This is a genomic window from Psychrobacter sp. CX5, assembly GCF_057621535.2.
On the sequence record NZ_CM177735.1, the window covers coordinates 3,024,175 to 3,049,021 of the forward strand.

The following is a 24,847-nucleotide window of genomic DNA, read 5'->3' on the forward strand; positions in this document are numbered from 1 at the left end:
TCTTGAACATTGCTATAGGGGCGAGGTAATAGAGTAATACTTACTATATCTTAAAGGGGTAAGGTACTTCTAGTCTGACCCTCTTTAGTAATCATCAAGATAGCCTAAAAATAATGCGTAAAAAAACCCAATAATACTCAGTATTAGTAAGGTATGTAATATCCATATAATTCGCCAACGCCATAGAAACCATTTGCTTTGGTTATTAATCACTTTAATACGGTAAGGATTTATGTTTGGGTCTATATATGGATTTGGTGCATCTGGTGGGTAGCGTAGTTGCTGGTATTGGGGTTCATCTAGTATGTTGCGTCCTTTAGACTGTATCCAACCACCTCCGAGTTTAATGTAGGCTTGTAGTATTAATAAAGGAATGTACCACGGCCATACTCTAAAGTTTTGGGTGACACCATAGCTGGGTAAGATACTGTCGGTATATAGATAGAGCTTATGCTCTTTAGTTGTCTTTGGCGGATCAAAAGGTGTAATTGGTGGTAGGCTGTTTGCGTCCTTTTCCATGTAGTTTCGTATAAACTGCCACTGTGCTCGAGCATAAGCGTCTGATGTCGCTGGAAATGAGGAGACCAGTTGATTAATAATATTGCGCTCGTCATCTAGCCAGTTGAGTTGTAAAAAGTAGGTTCTACTCATACCGCCCGCACTGACGATGTTTACGCTTTTGACACTGGCATGAATGTCTTTATACGGCAACTCGTTGATACCATGATAGTCGACTTTTATGCTACCGTCTTCACGGCTAACATCAAATTGTAATATACGTTGGTTGACTTTATCAAAGGCGTCTATGGGTTTGTCACTGTCGGTAAGCTTTGAGACTTTGCGTATCATAGCCATTGGTAGAACGAAAAACATCATGATTGAAATTATACCTAGTAACATCTCTATAAAACCTTCAGTAAAAAGTTCAAAAAGAAGTGTTGGTATCATGATGATAAAAATTACTAAGAAACAAACAATTATTACTAGTCCGCCCTCATTAAGCATACTACTACCGACGTCATTAAAGGTCATTGCATAGGGCGTGATGCCGCGCACGTCTTTTGCCACATATAGCATATTAGGATGGTCTGACGGCACATCTTCTACCTCACTGTAAGGACGAGGTAGTAAAGTGATACTGGTTGTGTTATGGGCGGGTAAAGCTTTCATCTTTTAAGTGCTCATTATTAAGATTAATTATTTTAAATATCAGATATATGCTTAACGATCGCGCATAGGTACATAAGGATTTTCCTGAGCCATTTTACTCTCATATTTTTTACGCGTATATGAAAGTCCTGATACGCTATCATAAGATACCAGTTCTACAGAAAAACCTACACCAGCAAATTCAAAATTAGTTACGTTAATTTTAAAAGTAAGCAGCAGCTTATATCCGTATTCTGTTTGAGTATATTTATAACTTGATAGCCCTTCTGGTAATTCAATTTTATTAGAACTAGAAGTATCACCAATACGCGCAAAAACTTCTTCATGGGTTTCAACTGCAAGTAATTTATTTAATGGCACTGAACCATTGATGGTCTCCTTATCTTTCGAAGAAGATGAAGTATCTGAATTTAAATATACATAAATTTCTTGAGGGCGATAGAATGATATTATTTCATAGCTAATAGTGTCTTTTTTAGTAATAGGTAAATAAGATTCAATCTCTAAGTCTATTGTACAAGTACTTATTATGCTATTATCAAGCTCTATTGTGATATTATTTTTTGACATGATGAGTGCTAAAGCAGAGATTTCTGACTGGGCATCATTAAAATAAGATAGCGATGAGTTTGCAAAAGGGTTGTCATTTCGATACTCACCAACTAGATAAGCCCGTTTTCCAAATACCCCATAATCTAACCAATAGTCAATATTACTTAGATTATCAGCACTCTCGTCATATATGCTCATTTTAAAATATGACCATAGACTCACACCTAAACCAATAACCATTACCCCTGCTAAAAAGTAGGGGTTGGCGAATAAAGCAATACCACCGATTTCACTAAACACTATGCCCACACCTAGACGAGCACCTGTGCGTTTGGCCATGACTTCAGCTAGGGCTCGGCCTGCTACTGAGAAAGCAGCTACACTAATCATGTTGGAAACTATATATCCTGTAGGCACACTTTCACGGTTGTGCATGTAAATAAACAAGTAACCAACCTCGGCAAATCCCGCAAACAAACCGACAGTAGCTGCTAGTAGGCTACGTTGCGCCGCTTTTATCTGTAATTCTTTGGTAACCGCATGAAGTTGAGTTATGTTTGCTGACAATTCGATAGAGGCACTCATTACCATAAGAATGGAACCTAATGCCGCAGACCCAGACTCCCAGTTCTTCGATAATGCAACATCACGTCCCATTGATTCTAAGTTAGTAATCATAGCTCTAGTTTGTAGAAAAATAAGCCCGCCACTCAATGCAATACCAGCAGATGGAGTTAAGGTATTTATACGCTCTAAGCGAGTATTTATTCTATCAATTTCAGACTGTAGATATTTTGTAGTCGGATCATTACGTATTTCTGCTTCCACTAGATTTAATAAAGGTCTTTTCGACTCTTGGCCTAGCACTTTTAACGTGGCCGCGTCAAGCATTATGCCTTTCTTATATTGAGCACTTACTAAAAAAGTAAATGTATGATAAGCTTCAGTTTGTGCCACTTTGCCGCTTCTATTTCTCATGTCTTGATAATCGAAGGGTTGTTTATTAGTACTTAATCTATTACCTTCAACACTCTCGGTAAAATTTTCATATAGTTGCGTCCCGCTAATTCCTTTTAAGTTATTAAAAATTGTCTGGATTTTACCTCTCATAGTTATAGGTATAGCAACCTCACCACTATTAATTAACATATAGCTTTGCATTGCCATAGTGATGCTTTTAACCTTAGCTTTGGAGATAGTGCCAGTTTGTCGTTTACGCTGATTAGTTAGTACAGTCTGATACGCATGAGAAATCAGTAAACTTATAGCATTTGCAGTATCTTCAGATACTCTATACCCTCTAAGCTTAGTATATAAGTCATTATACTTTTCCCCCTTTCTCTCAAGATATTCAGTAAGAAATAATAGAGAGGATTGGATATCACCTTTCAATACGTCATAAAGCCTATCAGAGTTTATATTACTTTGAGAATGACTTAAAATTTCTGAGACCAGATCGGACTGTAGATTACACAAGGTATTAAGTATCCAATCACCAACTTTGATCTCAGCACCATTGTGTTGAACACTATCCATACCCAACGCTTCAAAAAACTCTGCTGTACCTGAACCGAAAAAACTACTTAGAATCATATCTCTATGATGAATGATGCTCTCTACATCTTCTTTATCAAAATCATAGGCTTGAATATACTTCCAAATACAGTCATCATCTTTTAGACTTTGAATCATTGTGCTATCAAAGATTTTAAAATTTTCTTGGAAATCTTCAATACTTTTATATATGCTCTTGTAATCTTCAAACTCGTCTAACTTTAGTCTTCGCTTATATTTTTGGCTACCTAAAATACCAGCATCTTTTAAAATACCATCAATAAAACCCGCCATTGTTAATTTATATTCAAATTCTTCTTGAGTCGGATTACCAATATCCTTATGTATGCCTGATTGTCTTATTGTCTCTATAACATCAACACAATAATTACGCTGATTGTTAAGAATTGCAAAATCACCAACTGGATCTTCTAAAAATACTATAGCGGGCGTTACCTTCTCATCTACTTTGTCCATTTCTATAAAAATACTAGAGTCAATCCTATTTACACCTGCATTTGGATTAAAACTATGTAACTCATTTAAATACTTACTATCAAGCTCCAAATTAAAATTTCTAAAATCTGGATTTAATCCAGTAGTAGTTAGCATTGATTTACGAGTAAAATTTAATTCAAGAACTGAAATTTTACTAGTGTTTTTCGCTTTAACCTGTGTTGATGATAATATTAACGGTAGCATACGCTCATTACGCATTTGTTCTGCTGATTTAGTCAACTGTTCAGTTTTATAGCCGTTTTTAGCATATTGTTTTCTAACATTTGTAGTCCATGGATAAATGCTATATGCAATCCAAATGTTGCTACCATACTTTGGATTAAGTGTAATAAACTGTAACTTGTCTTTATGGCCCGATACGTTACATCCAAAATCACTTGAATCTAAATCTTGAGGACTATCTAAATTAATACGTCTAATGCAACTATTTTTATCTACCTGAAACCCATTCCAAATATTCTTATCTTCATAATATACATATATAAAACCTTGCGTGATTCTTTGACGTTGTTGACCGTAACCTAATGAAATTGGATGCTTCGTAAGATCATCTATCAGCTTTAGTTTCCTAGTAATAATAGGTAGTACTGCTATACCTTCGTTTTTACAATCTTGACAAAGATTCTCATTGTTATCTATTGCTGTGGAGTCAATCTGTTCTTCTGCACCTAAAATACTATCTAAGATACCCATATCGAAACCTTTTAAATCATATAAATAATATTGAAATATAAAATAAACTACGCGTACCTAATCTGCTTAATTACTTCCCATTCTTTATTGTCTATTGTTTGCATTTGTTCTGTGAAGCTCAACCCTTTATTTTTTGTAGCTATTTTCACTCTTTTATCTTTATAAAATTTTGCATGAACTGTTAATGATAACAACACCCATATATATTGGTGTTTTGACTCTTTTACGCCTTGACTTACAGAAATATTTATATACTTTTTTACTAACTCTATGACTTCATTACTATTTAAAATGTCTGGATTAACTAACTCATCATTTAGTTTGTACGCTAAGACTAAACACTGATTGATTAAGCCAACTTTTTTAAGTTCTTCTTTCTGCGTCGTACTTATATTTAATCTACTATTTACGGGAATATTTTCGAACTCTTCAATAATTGATTTATCATTGTTTGTTAAAGAGACCATAACATCATTGTCTAGTTCCCAAGTTAAGTTATGTTGCATATACATACATGGCATCAGATTATATCTGTAGAGCAGATACTGACTACTACTAAGTATATTTTTTAGATGAATAAATACTCTAGGATCCCAATACCGCAAATAATGCTTCTTATATTTTGAACTGTTGTCTGAAGGTAAGTTTATTCGACCAAGTTTTGCATAAGAAGATATAAAATCTTTACTTAATATATTTGTGTTTTTACTCCATAAACAAACACTGACTCCATATCTATCATCTCCATTTCGCCATTTCTGAGTCTCATATATACTTATAACTACTAATAACTCCAATATTTGTTCATTAATTATTAAATTGGTATCTAGGATCAGCCACTTTAAGGGTTTGGGTTGCTCAGGATGAATAACAGGTAAAAGATTTACTTGCAAACTGCTAGTTCGGAATTCCCATCTTTTAATTATGTCTAATGGGTCATAAATGCTACTATCAAGTAGTACAGCTATGGTAGATGTTCTATCTTCTACAGATTCTAACCATTGCTTAATTTCTCTTAGACGATTCTGATATAACGATGTTCCTTTTAATTTTTCACACTCTTTATATTCAAAAAGCTGCATTAGATCGCTCCACCTTGCTTAGCTTTGTCTTGTCCCAACTTCTCACAAGCCTCAAACTTCATTTGTTGTAAGGCGATCGCTTTACTCTCCCCACCCCCACTGCCCCAATCCACCTTACTGGCTTTATATCCCGCTTGAGCAGGCGTAATTAAGGTCACATTACCCCCACTCATCTCAATACCACTACCCGCCGCTTTTAGGCTTAGCGTATCGGGGGCAATAATCTCTATCTCATCTCGGCTATGGATGCGTAGTACTTGCTCACTGTCTAGGCGCATCTGATCCGTATGAGCTTGTATTGTCACATCACCATGAGCGGCGGTGTGGGTCTGGGCTTTATTGCTGTAGTAATGAATGTCCCCTGCCACGATCTGATTAAGCTGGGTTTGACTGTGGTAATAGGTGTTATCTGTGCTATGGCTGTGGCTGCTTTGAGTGCTGGTATGTTGGCTGTGTTGACCCGTTAATAAGGCTAGGTTGTGTTGTGAGTCTATTAGGATATGCGGCTGTGCCCATTGTCCTGACTCTAGTGCTTGGGTGTTGGTGTCTTGACTGATACTTGCATAGGGAGTGCTCTCTACTGAGTCTTTAGAGTCTTTGGCGACTCCAACGGGCTGATGCTGCTCGGCGAGTTGACTGTAAGCCAGTTGCTGTTGGTCAGCGGTTTGTAGTTTACTATGGCTGTGATGACTCATGTGGGCGTGAGTGTCTGCGCTATAGCTTGTGATGTGGACGCCACTTGCGCCTTGGATATTGCCGGCCGCTTTAGTCTCAAGGCTGATGCCTTGTCCTCGAGCGCTACCTCTGCTGTGGTCGGTGTGCTGGTGTAGGCTACCAAGCGTTAGGCTACTTTGATGGGCGGTGCTATATAGCTGACTTTGTGAATGGCTTGGGTGCTGGTCAAACATAAGCTGATTGTAGCCATTCATGTCACTGTCTTTATTGCTATCCCCTGTACGGCTAGTGTCAATGCTTTGGGTTTTGATGCCGTCTATGGGGTGGGCATGGGTCGGGTTAATAAACCAGACGGGGCTGGTGGCATCAATAAAGTCTGTGTCGCTAGTAATTTGATTGTGCTGAGCATTGTCGTTGCCTAGACCGTTATGGGTACTGCCTATGATGATGGGCTGGGTGATATCACCGCCGATAAAGTCAACTAGGACGTGTTGCCCATGTCGCAGAGGGTGGGTTTGTCCCATGTGGTCCGCCACTAGGTGGCTGGATATGGGTATCCACTGGGCATCGTCTTGACTGTCATCTGCTGTCTGCCAGTGATAGCGGATGTGTGCTCTGTGGTTGCGGTCGGTGCTGATGCTTTGAGTGTCATCGGCGATGATACTGGCACTCATAAGACCTGTAAGACTGGGGTGCGGTCGACCTAGGTGATGCAGTGCTTCTCCATAGGGGATGTGGTGGTTGTAGGGATATGGCTGATAGAGTGCGGTGATGTGATGCACCTGGTCACTGTCTGTGTCTTCTTGGGCTAGGCTTGGCTGTAAGGTGTTGGGGTCTAGGGGCGTACTACCCAGCCAGTTGATGGGTAGATGGTTGTTTATCTGATGATGAATGGCGCTGATGCTAATGGGATCTGTTTGGTACGGGTTACCACTGATGTAGTGGCTGCTGGGTAGGCTTAGATGGCGGATGTTGCCTTCTATGAGCCCACTGTTGGCCTCTTGGCTATGCCACTGCTGGATACGGGTGGCAAGCTGGTTCATGCCGTCATCATTTAGCCGCGTATGACTGTGGATAAATCGGGTGTGGGCGGTTGGCTGTTTGTGGCTATGTTCGCTTTGGTGACTACCGGTGTAATGGTCGGTCAGGCGGTTGTCATAGCGGTATAGGTCGGTTTGGGTGATGTGGTGCGCTGTGTTCGGGATTAGGGCGGTGATGCGGTCTTGGGTATCAGCAAGATTGGCTGGGTTTTGGCTGAGGATGCTGCTGATGTCACTGCTGTCAGGATGCAGTGCTTCATTATCGTGTGGTATGAGTATCAGGGTGTGGTTGTCGTCACTGTGCTGATAGTAGCCTGTGATACCGTAAAGACTTAGTTGCCAAGTAAGGTAGGCAAGATCGGTTTGGTTGTATTGGACGCTGTGCTGTATGTGGATGTCATTTAGGGCATCATCGAGTTGGTAGTTAAAGCTATAGGGGGCAAAGATATCTTGTATCAGCTCGCTTAGGCTTAAGTGGTGATGGCGGCGGTTGTGGCTGTTTAGGCGAAGTTGACTTAGGGCGGGTTCACAGGTGATGCGGTAGGCGGCCATGCCTTGGTTGCTACCTAAAGATACAGCTTCGGTGATGATACTGTGACGGGTTTGTATTTGATGGCTGTCGGTGCCCCAAGTTAGGGTGATGCCCTGCCCTATCCAGTCTTGTATGTCAAGGTTTGCGTTTTCATGGATTAGGGTAAGCTGGAAGCGGTAGCCACAGTATAGGCTCATCTGACGGGCTTGATAGCTCAGATCTGTTTGATTATGGTGATATGGACTTGGATAGTGACTGATAGTTGGCATAAGTTCTGGTATGTCCCAGACACTATCAGGCAGCTCACTACCAATTAGGCTTTCACAGAGGTGGGCACTGCTGATAAGACTGCTGTTTATGTCTTGGTTGTCAGAGCTTAGTTGTAGATGACGATTGGTTTGCGTCCATACCATAACAGCTTCCTTTAATATTTTTAAAATTCATTGATATTTTTGTTTAAGTGAGCTTTGATAGCCATCGTTTAATAGCCCTCATTTTGCTGATTGGGGTCTTGTGGTTTTTCTATGCCAATGATGTCCGATAAGGCACTCAGCTGGTCTGGGTTTTTAATAACATGCGTTAGCCATTCATCAAGCGGCATGTCTGCCCAGTCTATGGCACGCTTTAATAAAAAGGTGACTGGACTGTGTGGTTCGTTAACTGCAAAGTAGGTTTGTATTTGTCCTAGCAGCTTTAACGCTTGTTGACGATTGGCTTGGTGGTTTTGATTGTTAGGGCTGAAGCCTGCGACATGGCTTATCTGGCTTAGCTGCTGAGGACTTGAAGCGATAGAGGCTGGGTTTGACTCGGTATCGCTTTGTTCATCAGTTTCTGCAAGTTGTCCTTGAGCTTCGTATGCTTGCGGTAATAGCGTACTAAGATGGGTATTTAGAGTGGTCAGTATGTCACTGACGGGAGCAAATACAGGAGCATCCTCTCCCATAAGTTCATTAAGCTGGTCCGTTAGGCTCGTCCACAGATCGATCATCTCTTGTAGCTGGCTAATAAGCTGTTGTTGCCAGCTACTGCTACTATTTCGAATAGCTTGGTGATAGTCACTTAAAGCTAAGCCTTCTGTCTGACTATCAGGATCTTGTTGGCGCTGTTTATCATGATTACGCGCGCTTAAGTAAGTATTATAGTTATAGCTGTGATGATCGTTATCAGATAAGGGCAGCTGCTTTAGATCCTCACTCAGTGCTTTTACAAACCATGAATAAAGACCCGCTCTAATATCCATACTGTCTTCTTCATCTAAAGAGGGGTGCATGCTCGTCCAATAGGTCTCATTGAGCGCTTGAAGAAAAGTAATCCCATGGATAATTCCACTGAGATGATCAGTATATACAAGGGCATCGACATACCATAATGCTAATTTTAAGTCTTTACTAATTGTCGCCAATAGTGTTGCACTTTCTTTTTTTACAAAGTCCCAATCGGCAACTTTAAGCTCTGTCACCCAGTCGCCTTGAGCGAGTAAGGGATCATCTTCACTGCGGGCAGCTAGAATAGCATCAATACGGGGGTCAAAGGTTAAGTCTTCACCTACCCCAGCATCTGTCCCTTCAATGGGCGCTATGAGCTGTTCAATGTCCATTAGATGTGGTTTATTCGTCATCTGCCACCTCCCCTAGATCCGACTGTGTCTGGTCTGCTGAGTTATCTGTATTTTCGAAAGTGTCCGCTGTTTTACTACTGTCATCACTTTGTTGAGCCATCTGGTTAAGTGGCACTATGGGGCTGGTGTCTAATACATAAACAAAATTATCTTGATCATCAACATCAATGGTTATTTTAGTGAGTAGCTGCTTGCTTTCATCATAGCTCAGTAGCTCATTTGCCAGTTGTGGCAATAACGTATGACTGATAATGGCATCTGCATTACGGGCGCCTGAATCTACCTCATAGCAGCGAGATAGTATAAGTTCGATGACATCTGGACTGATATCACACACAACATCATAGCTGTCATGGATACGATGAATAATCTTATCAAGCTTCAGTCCAATAATGGACGCAAGCGCTTCATCAGTCAGTGGATAATACGGTAATACCGTTAACCGTCCTAAAAAGGCGGGTTTAAATGCTTTATACAACTGAGGATTGATTGCCTGTTTTAAGGTATCGCTATCAGGCAGTTCAAAATCAGTGTTGTCTGGGTCAGTATTGATACACTGCTGCATGATGGTTGATGATCCCACATTACTGGTGAGCAGTATAATAGTGTTTTTAAAATCAATAATACGCCCTTCAGAGTCCTCCATAACGCCTTTATCAAATACTTGATAAAACAGATCTAATACATCTGGATGTGCTTTTTCAACCTCATCGAGTAATAAAACACTATACGGACGTCGACGCACCGCTTCAGTTAATACTCCGCCCTCGCCATATCCGACATAGCCTGGTGGCGACCCTTTAAGTGAGGCGACACTGTGCGCTTCTTGATATTCAGATAAGTTAATAGTAATAAGGTTACGCTCACCACCATACAACACTTCTGAAAGTGCTAATGCTGTTTCAGTTTTACCCACGCCACTAGGTCCAACTAACATGAATATTCCTTGAGGGCGGCTTGGATCATCAAGCCCTGCCTTAGCAGTGTGAATACGTTTGACGATGGCTTCAATAGCGTGATCTTGACCAACAACACGCTTCTGCAAAGTATCTGCCAACTGTAGAATGTTGTTTTTTTCATCTCCTGCCATATCATTGAGCGGTATACCCGTCCAATCAGCGATAATCTGTTTAATAACCTGACGATCAAGCACCGAGTGAACAAGATTGTAAGATAATTGTGCCTGCTTTAGCGCCTGCTCTACATTTTGATACTCTTCTTGAACGTCAAGTCTCTTATTAGCATCAAGATCCCCTGTTAGCTGCTTATTTAACTCATCAAGTTGATGACTTAGCTGACGCTGCTCTTCCCATGCCTCACTCATTACTGCGATAGCCTGATCATTTTCTTGACGTTGCTCATCCAACACTGCAATTTGTTGACTCAGTTTTTCTTTATCTTCAATATTTCCGGTGCGCTCTAATTGCTGATCTAGGCTGCTAATATGCTGCTCTAATTGAGTTTTTTTAGCTTGCAGCATATCTAGCTTATTTGGCATTGAGGTCTTGGACAGACTCACTCGAGCTGCGGCTGTGTCAAGCACACTAACGGCTTTATCAGGTAACTGTCTATCACTGATATAACGGGCTGATAGCTCTACCGCAGCCAATAAAGCATCATCTTGGATAACAATATCAAAGTGATCCTGCATTTTTTGACTCAAACCACGAATCATAGCCACCGCAGTATCGATATCAGGCTCTTCAACTTTGACGACTTGAAAGCGTCTTGAAAGCGCCGCATCTTTTTCAAAAAACTTTTTATATTCCGACCAAGTAGTCGCTGCAATAGTACGCAACTCACCTCGTGCTAATGCTGGTTTTAATAAGTTGGCAGCATCATTTTGACCGGCTTGCCCGCCAGCACCAATCATGGTATGCGCTTCATCAATAAATAATATAATCGGCTTGGTCGATGCTTGAACCTCTTCAATAACTTGCTTAAGACGATTTTCAAACTCACCTTTTACACTTGCCCCTGCTTGTAATAGACCTAGATCCAAGCTACGAATGGTGACATCTTTTAGCTGATCAGGGACGGTGCCAGCTACAATTTTTTGTGCTAGCCCCTCTACAACAGCCGTTTTGCCAACACCTGCCTCCCCTGTCAAAATAGGATTATTTTGTCGACGTCTTATAAGGATATCGATCAATTGATGAATTTCAAATTCACGACCAATCACAGGATCAATTTGATCATCCTTCGCTTTCTCTGTTACATCATGGGTGTATTTATCTAATGCGGGGGTTTCAAGCTTATCGGAGCTAGCGTCATCTTTACTTTGAGATTCATCTTGATAAGAACTATCAAGGTTGCCTTGCCCGTGTCTTAAATTGTTCTGAGCCTCAGTACTGCCTTCGCATAGAGTTTCGTAATCTTCTTTTAAAGCGATAACGTCGATATATTTAAATTCAGAGGGCAGTTCATTTAATAAAGAGGCATATTCTTCAAAACTTAGTAGTACTAATAAGACATGTCCAGATCGTATCTGTGTTTTTGCAGAAGTAGTGTTAACTTGCGTACTGGCTACCTGCCATGCCTCTTCAAGAAGCGTCATTAAGCGATCACTAAATACTGGCGTTGAGCCACTGGCTTTGTCAAAAATAGCTAAATTGTTTTCCAAGCTATGTAATACGTTTTTTTTATTAATTTTTGTATATTTTAAAATATAGTCCACATCATTATGAGGGATATTTAATAATTCATATATTAGGTGAACAACATCCACCTCTTTATGGCCTAGATTGATGCATAATCGTGCTGCTTGTTGCAGGCTTTGGCGGCAACTTGGGCTTAGACGGGTAATAACTGCTTTTAACTGGCTCATGCAATATCCTTTAATCAGTTCTTTACTTTTAATTATTCTAACAATTTTACTTTAGAAACTCTTCTTAACAAACAAATTTATATCATTAAAAACTATTAACACGTCATTACGCTAGAAGACAAACAGTTATCTATAAAACGAATGAACGAGACACATTCTTAAATAGGCAATAAATACCGAGTATCGTCATGGTGCCGCTTTGCAGGTTTTGACATCAAAAAGCCGCCGCGTCCCAAGCTACCAAAACTTGATTCAGTTAATGAAGTCGCTTTGATATACTTTTTATCGAGCTCTAATTGCACTTCAACCGCTAGCATCACCCCGCACCACTTACGCACAAAATCAACAATTAGCTGGTACATATCTCCATTAGGTAGCAATCTTAAGTAATAATTAGCAGACAATTGAAATATTTTTATTCTAATCTTAGTATCATATTGCACCACTCGGCTGCCACAAAATGTGGATACCCCAAGACCAGCATTTTGTTTACCCACTGCTGTTTGCTCATCACTAGGTAATTCAAACCATTCAGGTACAAATTCATCGACACCCACCTTTATACCCAAAAAATTTGATAAAACATGGGAAATTTGATGAGATGTCACTCGTCCAGGGACGATCATGCCTGCATAGGCGATTAAACTGTCAATAGAGTTGACTTTTTTGGGCTGTTGAGCAAGGGCACGTAAGCTTAGTAGATATCTGTCTTTCTTAGTATTTAGCTCATACTGAAGGGGTAAGTTGTAGAACCAGCTAGCATCTATATATAGCTCAGTTAAGCGGTGGTTAAATAAATCCAAAAATTCAGGGGCAGCCTTATCTTTTGAATGATTCACACGAGAGGACAAATAGTCTGTGTATAAAGACGGTAATGCGGATATAGGACCAGTCAATCCGATAATTGACGGATATAATTCAACACAATGACTATAACCCGTAGAATCTACATGATTTTTATTCTTTAAATTACCTTTGAGCTCTTCTTGAGGTAGCAGCTTCATTGATTCGATTTCAGCTAATGGAAAAGCGAGAGATAAAGAAGCACGATACTTAACTCTTAGGGGATGGTTACCTAGTAACGACTCATGATGTATCAACCGAACAGCTTGAAGTAACTCATAGCGTTGAGGTTGATTTAAAAGCTCTTTTAAATAAGAGGATTGAGACCACTTCGTGGCTGACATCTATGTACCTCCTCTTTTGTGCTTGCGTCAATAACAACTAACTCAACAAAACTATTCAAGCTAGCATGATAGCCAAATACACGGGACAGCAAATGAGCGACTTGACGAATGCTCACTTCAGCAAATTTTTTTCTATCAATAGCAATTTCTATCAAAGTACCACGCACATACCCAGGCTGCGGATCACGATGGATCCGTCTGACTTTTACACCAGTATTTACCGCTATAATCCCTTCTATTAACTTCCTATTAGCAGCAGATTGTTTGATATCATAAAGGGTTAACAGCTCTTTCATAAGAGCGGCATTTTGAGATGCTAAAGATAGAAAGTTTAAACTGATTAACGATATTAACCGCCATCGCTCGTCGCCAGTATAGTCAAAGCGGGCTGTCTTACTAGGCTGTTGCAATAGTGACAAACTGGTAAATCCAGTTGCCCCTTCTGCAAATAAATCTCCGCGACTTTGGCCAAATAATACTTGAGAAGGTAGGTCCCTATTTGTACACAACAGAGAGGTACTCATACTTACTGTGCCACCGTGGGACTCTCTATTCTTTTCAACAAACATAATCTGGTATTCATAACCCTGATGATACTCTGCCATATCTTTATCACGTTTGACATGGTAATAACGCCCTTTGTCTTGTTGTTCAAAATGATTCAGGGCATAAAAAGGGTGATATTGACGTTGTACCAATTGGCTATCGACATGTTTGGATTCAATAACTTTTTTGACACTATATATCTCATATTGATGCAATGAATGTGTGTCTGGCACCAAGTCATAATAAACTTTAGTATGATTGACCTGAATGGGCTTTGCTGATACCGAAAAAAGATTGACTACAGGCGTGCAAAATAATTTGATACTATTACGACCCAGTTGTTGCAAATTTTTGAGTTTGATACTATTCTTTTTATCAAACTTAAAATAACAACTGAGCTCAATTCCTTTGCTATCAAACTTAAACCTTGAAGGCAACATGGAGAGATCTAGGCGTAAAAAATTAAACTTTTGCGGAAAGTAAAAATACTCTTTTAACAAGTTTGACGCAGCATTACTAATATTTTCTTGAGGTAATAGCTGTTGCTCAATATCAAATCCTAATAATTTAAAAGGTGTACCCTTTATGCTATGTACTCCCTGATCTTCGCGTTGAATACCCTTAATCACCGTATGTTTAACGTCATACCTCAACAAATCCCATAAACTGGCACCTTGACTGGCATCTTCATCAATATATAGATCGAGAGGATGTTCTTTAAGGGTACTGAGATCAAATCCTTCATTAAGAGATTTAAATGTCATCTTTATACAGCCATTAAGATAGCCATATTTGTCATCATAAATATCTTGACCTATTTCAAAGGAAACATCCTCAATATCAAGAGGAAACAAGGTGACATCTTGCGAAGATTGAAACTGACATGCCGTACCTTTTATTTTTTGAGTTGAAAAGCTGGTATGACGAGGCACTAAGATAGGTTGACTCAATGAGCTGGCTTTAACGCCTAAATTGTACTGAGCGATTGATACAGAAGGGAAAGGCTTTAGGTAATCTGGATAGATAACTTCTAGCAATGACTCTGTAAAATCAGCATAAGAATCATCGAGTTTTTTATTAATTCTTGCGCTGATAAGAGAAAAGGCTTGGATTAACCGTTCAATATGAGGGTCATCTACAGTATCCTGAGCCATTAAAAGACGATTTGCAATTTTGGGATATTTTTTCGCAAAGGCTTTTGATTGCTTATTAAATAAGCTTAATTCATGTTCGAAATAGGGTAATAGGCTGTCCATAATATCTCTTACATATCAGATGATTCGGTATAGGACTATTTAATTTCATATCGTTGCGAGCTAGGTTCAAAATAGGCATCAAAACTAACCAATTCTTGGGAAGGGTAAACTTTAAGTAATGCCTCTATGGAAAAACATAGTTGATTAACTTCGACTGCCGCAATATCCAAGCTAACTTTAACGTTTTTAAGTCGAGAATCTTGACGCTCAATAGTTTTTGATATTTGACGACAGATATAATCACAATCAGCAGGATTTGAGCTACTGAGCCCAACAAAATCTAAAATGCCAAAATTCAATATAGAGGCTTTGGTTAACGCAAACTCATCGAGTTTATTGGATATAACCGATCGTGTGTTCAAAAGGTATTCCAAGTCACGGGCAACAGATGCTTTTAATTCTTCTATATTTAAACGTTTAACCACTCTTTCATCTTCAATGAGGCTTGGCTTATCATCAAATAATTGTTCAAATAAATTTGGCCTAAAGCCTATGTTGTTATTGTTTAAATTATTCATTAGTCCCATCTTTCAAGCCTTATACCAACTTTATAAATGAACGCTATAAAAAAACCTATTTTGACAGGCTTGCTGAACCTACAGTTTGTCTCATTAGCACTTGCCGTCTTTGATACGTAAATTTGTAGATTTAGTATCACATAAAAATTTTAAAAAAAAGAAAGGCCTATGATAAACCTTTCTTTATATACAGAGTGAATATTTAAAAGACACCAATATTTACCCCTACGAGGTATAAGTGGCTGTGTTATTAGCAAGAGACCACTTCTTGGTAACAGCACCTTTGGCAGTACCATCGATATCTTGCTGTGTGTAAGTCCATTCTACAGCTGCATACTTAAGACCAAACTGCTCAGTCGGTACACCTTCTTCTTGTACTGATGGATTGACGAAAGAGATCAATGCGTGTTTCAATTTAACTTCAAGATATTTAACGCGCTTATCACCATTAGCACGATAGAAGTCAACTTGGATCTCATCAAAAGTATAACCAGCAGAACAGGCTTCCCAAAGTTTCGGACTGGTTGAGTCTAAATCTTTCATGAAGGTCATGTCTGAGTGCTCACAACGCTCTGACGTATGACCGCCAACGCTACTTGCAGTGGCTGACTTAGGTTGGCGAATCAAATGCTCCCAAGTGTTGACTTCAAGCCATCCTCTATGCTCGCTATCGCGCGATTCACCATCAATTTTGTATTTACCTCTAAACTGAATATAAATATCTTTCATACCATTACCTTTAGTAAGTTTTTAATTAAAAAAATAAGCTACCTGTTACTAGATTGCGGTAGTTGAGTCACCAATCGCAAAGAAACAGAAAGCTCATCGAGTTGAAAATGTGGCCTTAGAAAAACCACTGACTTGTAGACACCAGGTTTACCTGGTACTTCCACAACTTTTACTGACGCTTCACGTAAAGGATACTGTGCTTTTGCTTCTTGCGATGCACCATCGTCAAGTAGCACATAGCGTGAAATCCAATCGTTAAGAAAGGTTTCAACATTTCCTGAAGCTAAAAAGCTTCCTACTTTATCGCGCATCATAGCTTTTAGGTAATGTGCAATGCGTGAAACTGCCATAATATATTGTAATTGAGTAGACAATACCGCATTTGCATTAGCGTCATCGTTTTGATAGGTCTTAGCTTTTTGAGTTGACTGTGCGCCAAAAAATGCGGCATAGTTAGTATTTTTACAATGAACTAAAGGTATAAACCCTAAATCACTTAGCTCTTTTTCTCTTCGATCTGTTATGGATATCTCAGTTGGACATTTAAGTGCCAAGTCCCCCTGATCTGTTTTGAAGGTATGCACTGGTAGGCCTTCTACTAAACCTCCACCTTCCACACCGCGAATAGCTGCACACCAACGATAATCCGAGAAAGCCGCTGTTAATCTTGAAGCAAAAGCATAAGCGGCATTGACCCATAAGTAGTCATTATGATCAGCGCCAGAAACATCTTCTACAAAATTAAAGCCTTCAACAATAGTGCCTTCCTTAGGGTTGTAAGGAATTCGTCCTAAAAACCTAGGAACAGTTAAAGCAACGTAACGAGAATCCTCTGATTCTCTAAATGCACGCCAACGGATATATTCTGCAGTTTCAAAAATCTTAGATAAGTCTCTGGGACGACCAATATGCGTAAATGAGTCTAAACCAAACATCTCAGATGATGCTGCAGATATAAATGGAGCATGGGCAGCAGCTGCCACATGTGACATTTGCTCTAACAAATAAATATCTGAGTTTTGACGAGTGAACTCGAAATCGCCAATTAAGGCGGCATATGGTTCACCACCAAAGCTACCGAACTCTTCTTCATATATCTTTTTAAATAAAGTACTTTGATCAAAATCTATAGAAGATTGGAAATCTTTTATAAGCTCTTTCTTATTAGTATTTAACATGCGTATTTTTAGCATTGATTCAGATGGTGTCTGGCTACATAGATAATGCAGACCACGCCAACTTGACTCAAGTTTCTGAAACTCTGGTGCATGCATAATAGTACTGAGTTGCTTCGAAATTAAAGCATCAATTTGAGCAATACGATCGTCAATAGAAGCTGCTAAATTTTCTGAAATAGTGACGGTACCTTGCATGACCTCATTTGCAAGTTCAGAGATTTGAGTCTTTGCACGTATTTTTTCTTCCTCAGACTTAGCAATGTTACTTTGGTTAACAATGTCCTCTAATAAATCATAATCGGCTTCAGGTGTTGAGACACTTTGTAGGCTTTGCATACTCATAAACTATTCCTCACCCTTATTATTATTTCCTGCCATTTTCTTAACTTGTTCAGTATTTTTCAGCACATCATCCAATAAATCTTCAAGTTTTTCATTGGCTGAAATTTTATTTCTAAGATCGGCTAAACGTTCACGGGCTTGGACCAGCTGGCGAAGAGGTTCGACTTGGTCGGCAACAGCTTCTGGACGAAAATCATCAATACTATTGAAAGACAGATCAACAGCAAACTCGCCTTTCTTCTCGCTCAATTCATTAGCTACCCTAAAGGTTGCTCGTGGTGCAAGTCCAGACATCACTTCATCAAAGGTATCTAAATCAACTTCAACAAATTTCTTGTCTTTGAATCTGGGTTGTTCTTGAGTTGAGTCTCCGGAAAACTCACCCATTACGCCCACAACAAAAGGTATTTCTTTAGTTTCTATAGAGTCTCCTATCTCAACGTCATACGTTAGATGGACTCTAGGCGCGCGAACCTTAGCTAACTTTTTTTGTACACTGTCTTTATTTGCCATAATTTATTACCTAACTAATTTATGAATATATGAATATCTCTATCTAAAATGTATTTAAATATGTTAATAGGTTGTATTTGAATGTTAATTTACTAAAACTTAAAAATAGCATATTTTATTCATTTTACAAACTATATTGGACTATTTATCTCAATATTTTAAAGGGATCATTTGAGGGTCGCTGTGTAGAAGGTGATGCCGGTTTTGGTTTAGCAGCTGGCTGATTGACTCTTCTTGGAGGATTGGTTTTTTTAGGAGGAACAACTCGTCTAGTGCTAGACCTAGTTGAAGTAGTTCGAGTTGTCGATCTGGTTGTACGTTTTGTCGTCGTGTTATTGGATGCACGTCTAGAGTATCTCGCTCGGGTGGGCGCAGGTGGTTTTGGTAGAGACTCATCGTAATTAAACCCATACAATGAGCCATAAACCTTACTAAGCTGAGACTGATACTGTCTCGAGAAATCTTCGTCACTAATATCTTCAGCGTAACCTAATTCCAATTGATTTTCTGCTATGATCGTACTTCCTTTAAGCAATATAGAATATAGTTCATCGTCCTTAACACCCAAATCAATTGCTTCACTGGCTGCGAATAGAGCGTAATCGATATAACCATACTCATTATATAATTTTGCCAACATCTCCCATGCCAGTGCATCATCAGGATTTTCTTCTATTCTTTTATTTAATTGATCGATTAAATCATGTAACTCTTGGGATTCTAAAGTAACGTTTGAAGCTTTAAGTTGTTCATATTGATTAACGATACTTGATTGAGGATCTTCTTCTATGATAGTTAACTCTGCATTCGCCAATTGCGTATATCCTAAAACTCCAAACATACTTAAGCTACTAACCATTAAGCTATTAAATATAGCTTTATAAGAGTACTTTAACAGATATTCCATTTGTGTATTCATTACTTTTTATCCGTTTACTTGATTTTAATCCGATTCTTCTTGACTTTGTGAATACTCAATTTGACTGATTGCGGTTGTAATTCTGGTCAGTTGATCTTTAATCGTATCTTTTTCATCATTGCTTAAACTTGAATTATCCTTATAGGTGTTCATATTCTGCTGCGTTATATTAATGGTTGATAGCATAGCTATTTTCCGTGCCTCTTCTGAATCCCTTATACTCAGCGACGCTTCAGCAGCCCGTAAAGCCCTAGCGTAACGTTTTTCTTCATATAGTTTTTGAGCAACTTCCAGCCATTCAGAACCATCTACAGAATCATTAAAATCTATATCTTGTTCATTATCTGCAAATAAATAGCTCAACGTTGGGGCACTTAATTCTGTTTCTATCACCATAGATGTTTTTTCAGAATCAGACCCCCCAAACAGTCCACAACTCATTAGAGAAAGCGTTGCTGTAAATAAAAAAGGGGTCACTATTATTTTAAAACAAGGTTGAAGTCTGCTATTCATAGTAATACTATCATTATTTAAGTAAAAGTTTAATATATTCAAATATAGTTTAATAATTAAATCTATTTTTCGATTATACATAGACTTGACAAAAATACAATAAACTCTATACTTTTTAAAGATATATTATATATTGTTATAATTCAATATAACCAATATTACAAAATTAATTTTAAGTATTCAATATTGATTATTAAATGTGTTTACCTAAACTTAATTCGTATCTATATATTTCAACTAAGTATTCATGGTATTACCACTTAGTCGTCACCAATATAATATAGCTTAACGCAACCGGACATCGCACCCATGCCACTGCAAACCAATCGTCTGCATCAACTCACTATAGACACGGACCACCTACCCCAAAGCGCCCTATATCCCCTAGCCTTTATCTGGCAATCTACCCTTAACCAGCCGCATCACGCTCATATCCTTGTCTATAGCACCTACCTTCTAACCGCCGATGATTGTCGATCGCAACTGGGCAACAGCCTATGTCTGACCACCTTAGATGCACAGCGTGAGCCCACAATCCGCACAGGCATCCTCCAAGCCATTCACTACCAACACTCAAACGGCCCCCTACACTTCTATCAGCTTGATGTCGTCAGCCCCGACTGGCTACTGACCCAATCGTGTCACACCCGTACCTTTATCAACCAGTCGCCCTTAGATATCATAACCACTATCCTGACCGATTATGACTTTGACTGGCAACCGTCAGATACCCTACTTGAGCACCCCCTCTTTAATCAGCCGCTTAGCCTGCGCACCCAAGCTGACATCAGTGACTGGGACTTCATCTCAGACCTACTTGCCGATATCGGTATCAACACCCTATGGCAACCAGGCGACTCTTTACAACAGCTTGGCAGTTGGCAACTACTCACCCCTGATGACAGCTTAGGGGACACCTGTTACTACAGCTACGCCCAAGCCTCCGTACAATCAGGACAAGACACCATAAGTCAGCTTCACCCAATGCATAAACAGCTGGGTAGTCAGCAAGTCATCGTGCGTAGTGATGGCTTAGAGACGGATACCCTCTATGAAGGCATCGCCACGGATGACTCCCCGCTGACCACAGCAGACACAACCCTACTTATTGCTACCCCCTCCCGTGTGGGCAGTAGTGATACTGCGACGAGATTAGCCAAACAGTGGGTTGCTGCTAACAACGCCCACCGTGAGTACTATCTTGCCGCAGGTGCGATGCGTGGACTGCATGTAGCAAACGTAGTAGATATCACCCGCTTGCCCACTATTCACTCCTTATCCGCTTACTGTCTTGCCTCAACCTTAATTGGCATAGAGCCTGCAAGTGACAGCGTCTCTTATCATCATCATTCTTCAATCCAAGCGTGGCTGATGCGTCAATCGGTATCCGCTGATCAATGTCAGCTTGCTGCTGACTCTGGTGTATGGGTAGAGGCTAAGCTGATTGCAGCTGACATCCCTTATACCCGCTACCCAAGCCCATTATCTTTTGCCGCCTATACCTATAGCGGTCTTACCCAAGCACGTAGTGGCGACACCAGTGCCCCAAGCTATGACTCACAGATTAGTAATGACGGACAACATAAAGTCATCACCACCCCTGTGTGGGCAGGCATCAGTGATCATGATGATAAACATACCCCGCCCCTTCGATCTCTACAGCTGTCGACAGGGGCATCACATGGTTGGCAGTTTGCCCCAAGGCTTGGGCAAGCGGTTCTGTTATCACATTGGTATGGTGATATCGACAGTCCGGTGATTACCCGTAGCCTCTATGAGGGTATTGGCATGGGAGATGTGGATGAGCGGGATGTGACGTATCAAGATAGCGGCGCGGCGCATCGTTATAATCTGATACAAGGCACCTCCCCTCGTTGGCATGGTGGGGGGTTGGGTCATTCTCAAATTAATGAGGATGATGCACACAGTGGATGGATATCAGGTATCAGTCAGTTTGGGCTGGATAGTGATTCTGAAACCAATCTGCTGTTTGATGATACGCCACATAAGCTTGGGCTTCAGTGGTCAGTCAATAAGCAGGATAAAGCCAATGCCAGTACACCGACATCAAGTGATAAGGGTGTGTTCTCTCCAAGTGAGCATGTGATAGAGCTTGGGGTACTACGTCACCGCTTTGGTAACCATCAGTCTAGTATTCGTGGTGCTGGGTTTGAGGTGGCAAGTGATAAAGGTTTACAGCTGTCAGGCTCAGGCGGTGTTTTGTTATCGACGTTTGGGATACGCCATTCTCAAAGCCGTCATGAGTCGGCTTGGGTCAATGATGCCGGCGTCAGGCAGCTGGATATAGGCTATACGTTGTCTGATAGTTATAGTGAGGCAAAGCAAGGTCATTTGCAGTCGTCTCAAGATGTAGATGCGCAGATAAAAGCGTTTAAAGAGACGGCTCAAGTTATTGATGAGACGCTCGGTGTGGAGACGCTTGGTGCGCCTGATGTGATGCTGGTGAGCAAAGACAGTCTGCTAGCATCAAGCCAAAACACGCTGTTTACGGCTAAGAGTGTGGTTAGACAGTCTGGGTTAACTCAGTCGGATATGGTGAGCGGTGACTATCAGCTACTTGGCGATACGTTAACGTCTCTTGCAGGTGTGTCTGGACAAGCATCTAAGTCAGGCTTTCATGTGAGTGCAAATACTAAGCCGCTTGCGATACAGGCGCAAGGCGGTGAGCTGCAGCTACACTCTCAGCAAGGGATGATGATAGGTAGTGAGTCGGGTGAGGTACATGTAGCTTCCCCGACTCGTATTAAGGTACAGACTAGCGGCGGGGCGTCGTTGACGATTGATGAGAGCGGGGTTAAGTTTGTGTGCCCAGGGATGATTAAGATTCAGGCGGTTAAGAAGGGTCTGGTTGCTGGGGCTTTTGCTAAAGAAGGTATACTGGATTATCAAGACCCTCATGATGAGATGTTTATCATCCGTGATCAAGATGGCGATCCAGTTCCCGGATTCCGCTATAAGATAGTTGATGAGAATGGCAAGGTCTTTTATGGTCGCACAGATGAAAAGGGTCAAACGGATCGTATTTTTAGTGGAGCTAACAAGATCAAGCTAAAGGTTTATCCAGATATGCGTGGTGGTAGTGGTGTTGAGGAGGAGCAATAATGAGCGCTGACAACACAAAACATGACAAGCCCTTAAACGGTGAAGACGACTTAACCAATCCAACAGAGAATTCGTCTGTAGAGGTTACGGTACGCATTTTAACCTTTAATATTTTCTTTGATGGGACGTGGAATAGTAAAGAGAACTCAGACCTATATAACGAAGTTGCGCCAAAGCAGGCAAAAAGCCTTTCGGATAGAATGCATGAAAGATACAACCCACAGCCTATGGTTGGTTCATCACTTAGCTTCGCGCGAGCGCCAACCGTGGTCGATCAATTACATAGAGCCGCAGATAACGACAAACCACATGTAAAGAACCTATATACTGACGGCTCAGGCATCGAAACCAGAACAAAATCTGAAAGTACTACGGCTCCAGTACCGGGTTGGGAGTATCACGCTGATGATGGGGTTGGATCGGGTGTTGGCATGGGTGATACAGGTGCTAAAGCTAAGCTTGAGCGTATACTCGAGCAAGTACAGACGTCTTTAAATGTTTATGAGACTGAACAAGGTGACAAACCCAACCAACTTGTCTTTAATGTCTATGGCTTTAGCCGTGGCTCAGCGACTGCTCGGATGTTCTGTAAACGAATTTTTACGGATAGACGTAAGCCAGAGGTTAAAAGATTCATTGATCTAACAGACTATCCAAATATCAACTTTAACTTTGTAGGGTTATTCGATACGGTGTCCTCTATCGGCACCAATCACGATGACGATATGGAAGAGGAAGGTCAAGAGCTAAACTTTACAACTGCAGACCATACTAAGGTCGTGCATATTGTCGCTGGAGATGAGTTTCGTCAGAAGTTTAATTTAACCAATATCGGTCAGTCCGTACGCGCAGGGGTTGGTTTAGAGTTCTCTATTCCTGGCTGTCATACAGATATTGGTGATGGGCTAAGCACTTTGGGTGAAGTTGATGATACAACTGACACATGGTACGTCAGAGGACGAGATGACAATAAAAAAGTCGTCCTAACCAAAAACCGTCATGAGCTTCCCAAGTTTGGCTCTTCTCGAGAAGTTAGAGACGAGCCTACTCGTTATAGAGACATTGACCCTGATCCTGACAAAAACACTGAGATGAATTGGTTAGGCAAACTCTTTATGTTTAAAGTTCTGGAACATCAAAGCAAAGCCTTTAGTGGGCAACAATATGCGGACTTTGACATTATGTTACAAGCGTTAAAAGCTGAAGGCTGGGCGGACAATACGGGTAAAGCCGAATATGAATGTATTGGAGCAACGTGTGAGCTTGATACCTGTAAAGTTAAAAAACAGCAGGCTGCACAAGAAGCCGCTGGATTAACACCCGTGAAAGAGGCTGAGACTGAATTATTTATTCGCTGTACAGGCGATAAAAACCAACTTATTGCGGATAGAAAACAAGTCTCGCCAGACTTTCCCAAAATACCTGCACATCTCATGCTTGAATTTATCAAGAAATATTACGCGGACTATTATCTTGCTGATGAGCTAAAAATGTATGCCGTACCTGCTGAGTTATCCTCAACTTTTAATGAGCTAAAGACTCAAGCGTTAGCCTTAGACGGTAAGACAGGATATATGGATAAAAGTACCATGCATAGGGACGATGGAAACCTGCATCAACTTTACATTACTGACCTAACTATCAAAAATCGTTATTTACATATAAGTGCCAGTAATAATGGCTTTCCATATGTGAGTGTACCGAATGTAGATAATAAGGAAAATCGATTTTACCGCAACGTTATTCAAGGTTAATTAACAG

The 24,847-nt window shown here is 40.3% G+C and carries 16 protein-coding genes; 2 read left to right on the forward strand and 14 right to left on the reverse strand.

Translation table 11 applies throughout. From position 1 onward, the window contains the following. Positions 1-84: 84 nt before the first annotated feature. The 14 genes from AC21OG_RS11600 to AC21OG_RS11665 all read right to left on the reverse strand — a co-directional run bounded on the left by AC21OG_RS11600 (position 85) and on the right by AC21OG_RS11665 (position 20,044). Positions 85-1,170: a hypothetical protein gene (locus AC21OG_RS11600; protein WP_487378422.1), complete on the reverse strand. Its 1,086-nt coding sequence runs from the start codon at positions 1,168-1,170 to the stop codon at positions 85-87. 51 nt (positions 1,171-1,221) lie between these two features. Next, entirely contained in the window at positions 1,222-4,488 is a 3,267-nt protein-coding gene (locus tag AC21OG_RS11605; protein ID WP_487378423.1) for a toxin VasX, read from the reverse strand. A gap of 47 nt (positions 4,489-4,535) precedes the next feature. Then, positions 4,536-5,570: a hypothetical protein gene (locus AC21OG_RS11610; protein ID WP_487378424.1), complete on the reverse strand. Its 1,035-nt coding sequence runs from the start codon at positions 5,568-5,570 to the stop codon at positions 4,536-4,538. Next, positions 5,570-8,230: a contractile injection system protein, VgrG/Pvc8 family gene (locus tag AC21OG_RS11615; protein ID WP_487378425.1), complete on the reverse strand. Its 2,661-nt coding sequence runs from the start codon at positions 8,228-8,230 to the stop codon at positions 5,570-5,572. The genes AC21OG_RS11610 and AC21OG_RS11615 overlap by 1 nt, the downstream gene beginning before the upstream one ends. A gap of 68 nt (positions 8,231-8,298) precedes the next feature. Further along, a complete protein-coding gene (gene tssA / locus AC21OG_RS11620) occupies positions 8,299-9,435 on the reverse strand; it encodes a type VI secretion system protein TssA (protein ID WP_487378426.1) in 1,137 nt (378 codons plus the stop codon). After that, the gene (tssH, locus tag AC21OG_RS11625) at positions 9,425-12,262 is read right to left on the reverse strand and encodes a type VI secretion system ATPase TssH (RefSeq protein WP_487378427.1); all 2,838 of its coding nucleotides are present in this window, start codon (positions 12,260-12,262) and stop codon (positions 9,425-9,427) included. Before tssH ends, tssA begins: the two co-directional genes overlap by 11 nt. A 158-nt stretch (positions 12,263-12,420) precedes the next feature. Next, positions 12,421-13,449 (reverse strand): type VI secretion system baseplate subunit TssG, encoded by a 1,029-nt coding sequence (gene tssG, locus AC21OG_RS11630; RefSeq protein ID WP_487378428.1) that lies wholly within the window; start codon positions 13,447-13,449, stop codon positions 12,421-12,423. Then, a complete protein-coding gene (gene tssF, locus AC21OG_RS11635) occupies positions 13,413-15,251 on the reverse strand; it encodes a type VI secretion system baseplate subunit TssF (RefSeq protein ID WP_487378429.1) in 1,839 nt (612 codons plus the stop codon). The genes tssG and tssF overlap by 37 nt, the downstream gene beginning before the upstream one ends. A gap of 35 nt (positions 15,252-15,286) precedes the next feature. Then, on the reverse strand, positions 15,287-15,769 hold the full coding sequence (tssE, locus tag AC21OG_RS11640; protein ID WP_486548003.1) for a type VI secretion system baseplate subunit TssE: 483 nt from the start codon (positions 15,767-15,769) through the stop codon (positions 15,287-15,289). Between the two features lie 225 nt (positions 15,770-15,994). Continuing rightward, positions 15,995-16,498, reverse strand: a complete 504-nt coding sequence (locus tag AC21OG_RS11645; RefSeq protein ID WP_486548002.1) for an Hcp family type VI secretion system effector — start codon at positions 16,496-16,498, stop codon at positions 15,995-15,997. Positions 16,499-16,536: 38 nt separating this feature from the next. Continuing rightward, entirely contained in the window at positions 16,537-18,018 is a 1,482-nt protein-coding gene (gene tssC, locus AC21OG_RS11650; RefSeq protein ID WP_486548001.1) for a type VI secretion system contractile sheath large subunit, read from the reverse strand. 3 nt (positions 18,019-18,021) lie between these two features. After that, positions 18,022-18,531 carry a type VI secretion system contractile sheath small subunit gene (tssB, locus tag AC21OG_RS11655; protein ID WP_487378430.1) on the reverse strand — a complete coding sequence of 170 codons (510 nt, stop codon included), beginning with the start codon at positions 18,529-18,531 and terminating at the stop codon, positions 18,022-18,024. Between the two features lie 145 nt (positions 18,532-18,676). Next, positions 18,677-19,372: a tetratricopeptide repeat protein gene (locus tag AC21OG_RS11660; RefSeq protein WP_491185043.1), complete on the reverse strand. Its 696-nt coding sequence runs from the start codon at positions 19,370-19,372 to the stop codon at positions 18,677-18,679. A 102-nt stretch (positions 19,373-19,474) separates the two neighbouring features. Continuing rightward, positions 19,475-20,044 carry a hypothetical protein gene (locus AC21OG_RS11665; RefSeq protein ID WP_487378432.1) on the reverse strand — a complete coding sequence of 190 codons (570 nt, stop codon included), beginning with the start codon at positions 20,042-20,044 and terminating at the stop codon, positions 19,475-19,477. A gap of 228 nt (positions 20,045-20,272) precedes the next feature. Between AC21OG_RS11665 and AC21OG_RS11670 the strand changes: the two genes are divergently transcribed. Both AC21OG_RS11670 and AC21OG_RS11675 read left to right on the forward strand, forming a co-directional pair. Continuing rightward, positions 20,273-23,086 carry a contractile injection system protein, VgrG/Pvc8 family gene (locus AC21OG_RS11670; protein ID WP_491185044.1) on the forward strand — a complete coding sequence of 938 codons (2,814 nt, stop codon included), beginning with the start codon at positions 20,273-20,275 and terminating at the stop codon, positions 23,084-23,086. Continuing rightward, on the forward strand, positions 23,086-24,840 hold the full coding sequence (locus AC21OG_RS11675) for a T6SS phospholipase effector Tle1-like catalytic domain-containing protein (RefSeq protein ID WP_487378437.1): 1,755 nt from the start codon (positions 23,086-23,088) through the stop codon (positions 24,838-24,840). The genes AC21OG_RS11670 and AC21OG_RS11675 overlap by 1 nt, the downstream gene beginning before the upstream one ends. The last annotated feature ends 7 nt before the right edge of the window (positions 24,841-24,847 follow it).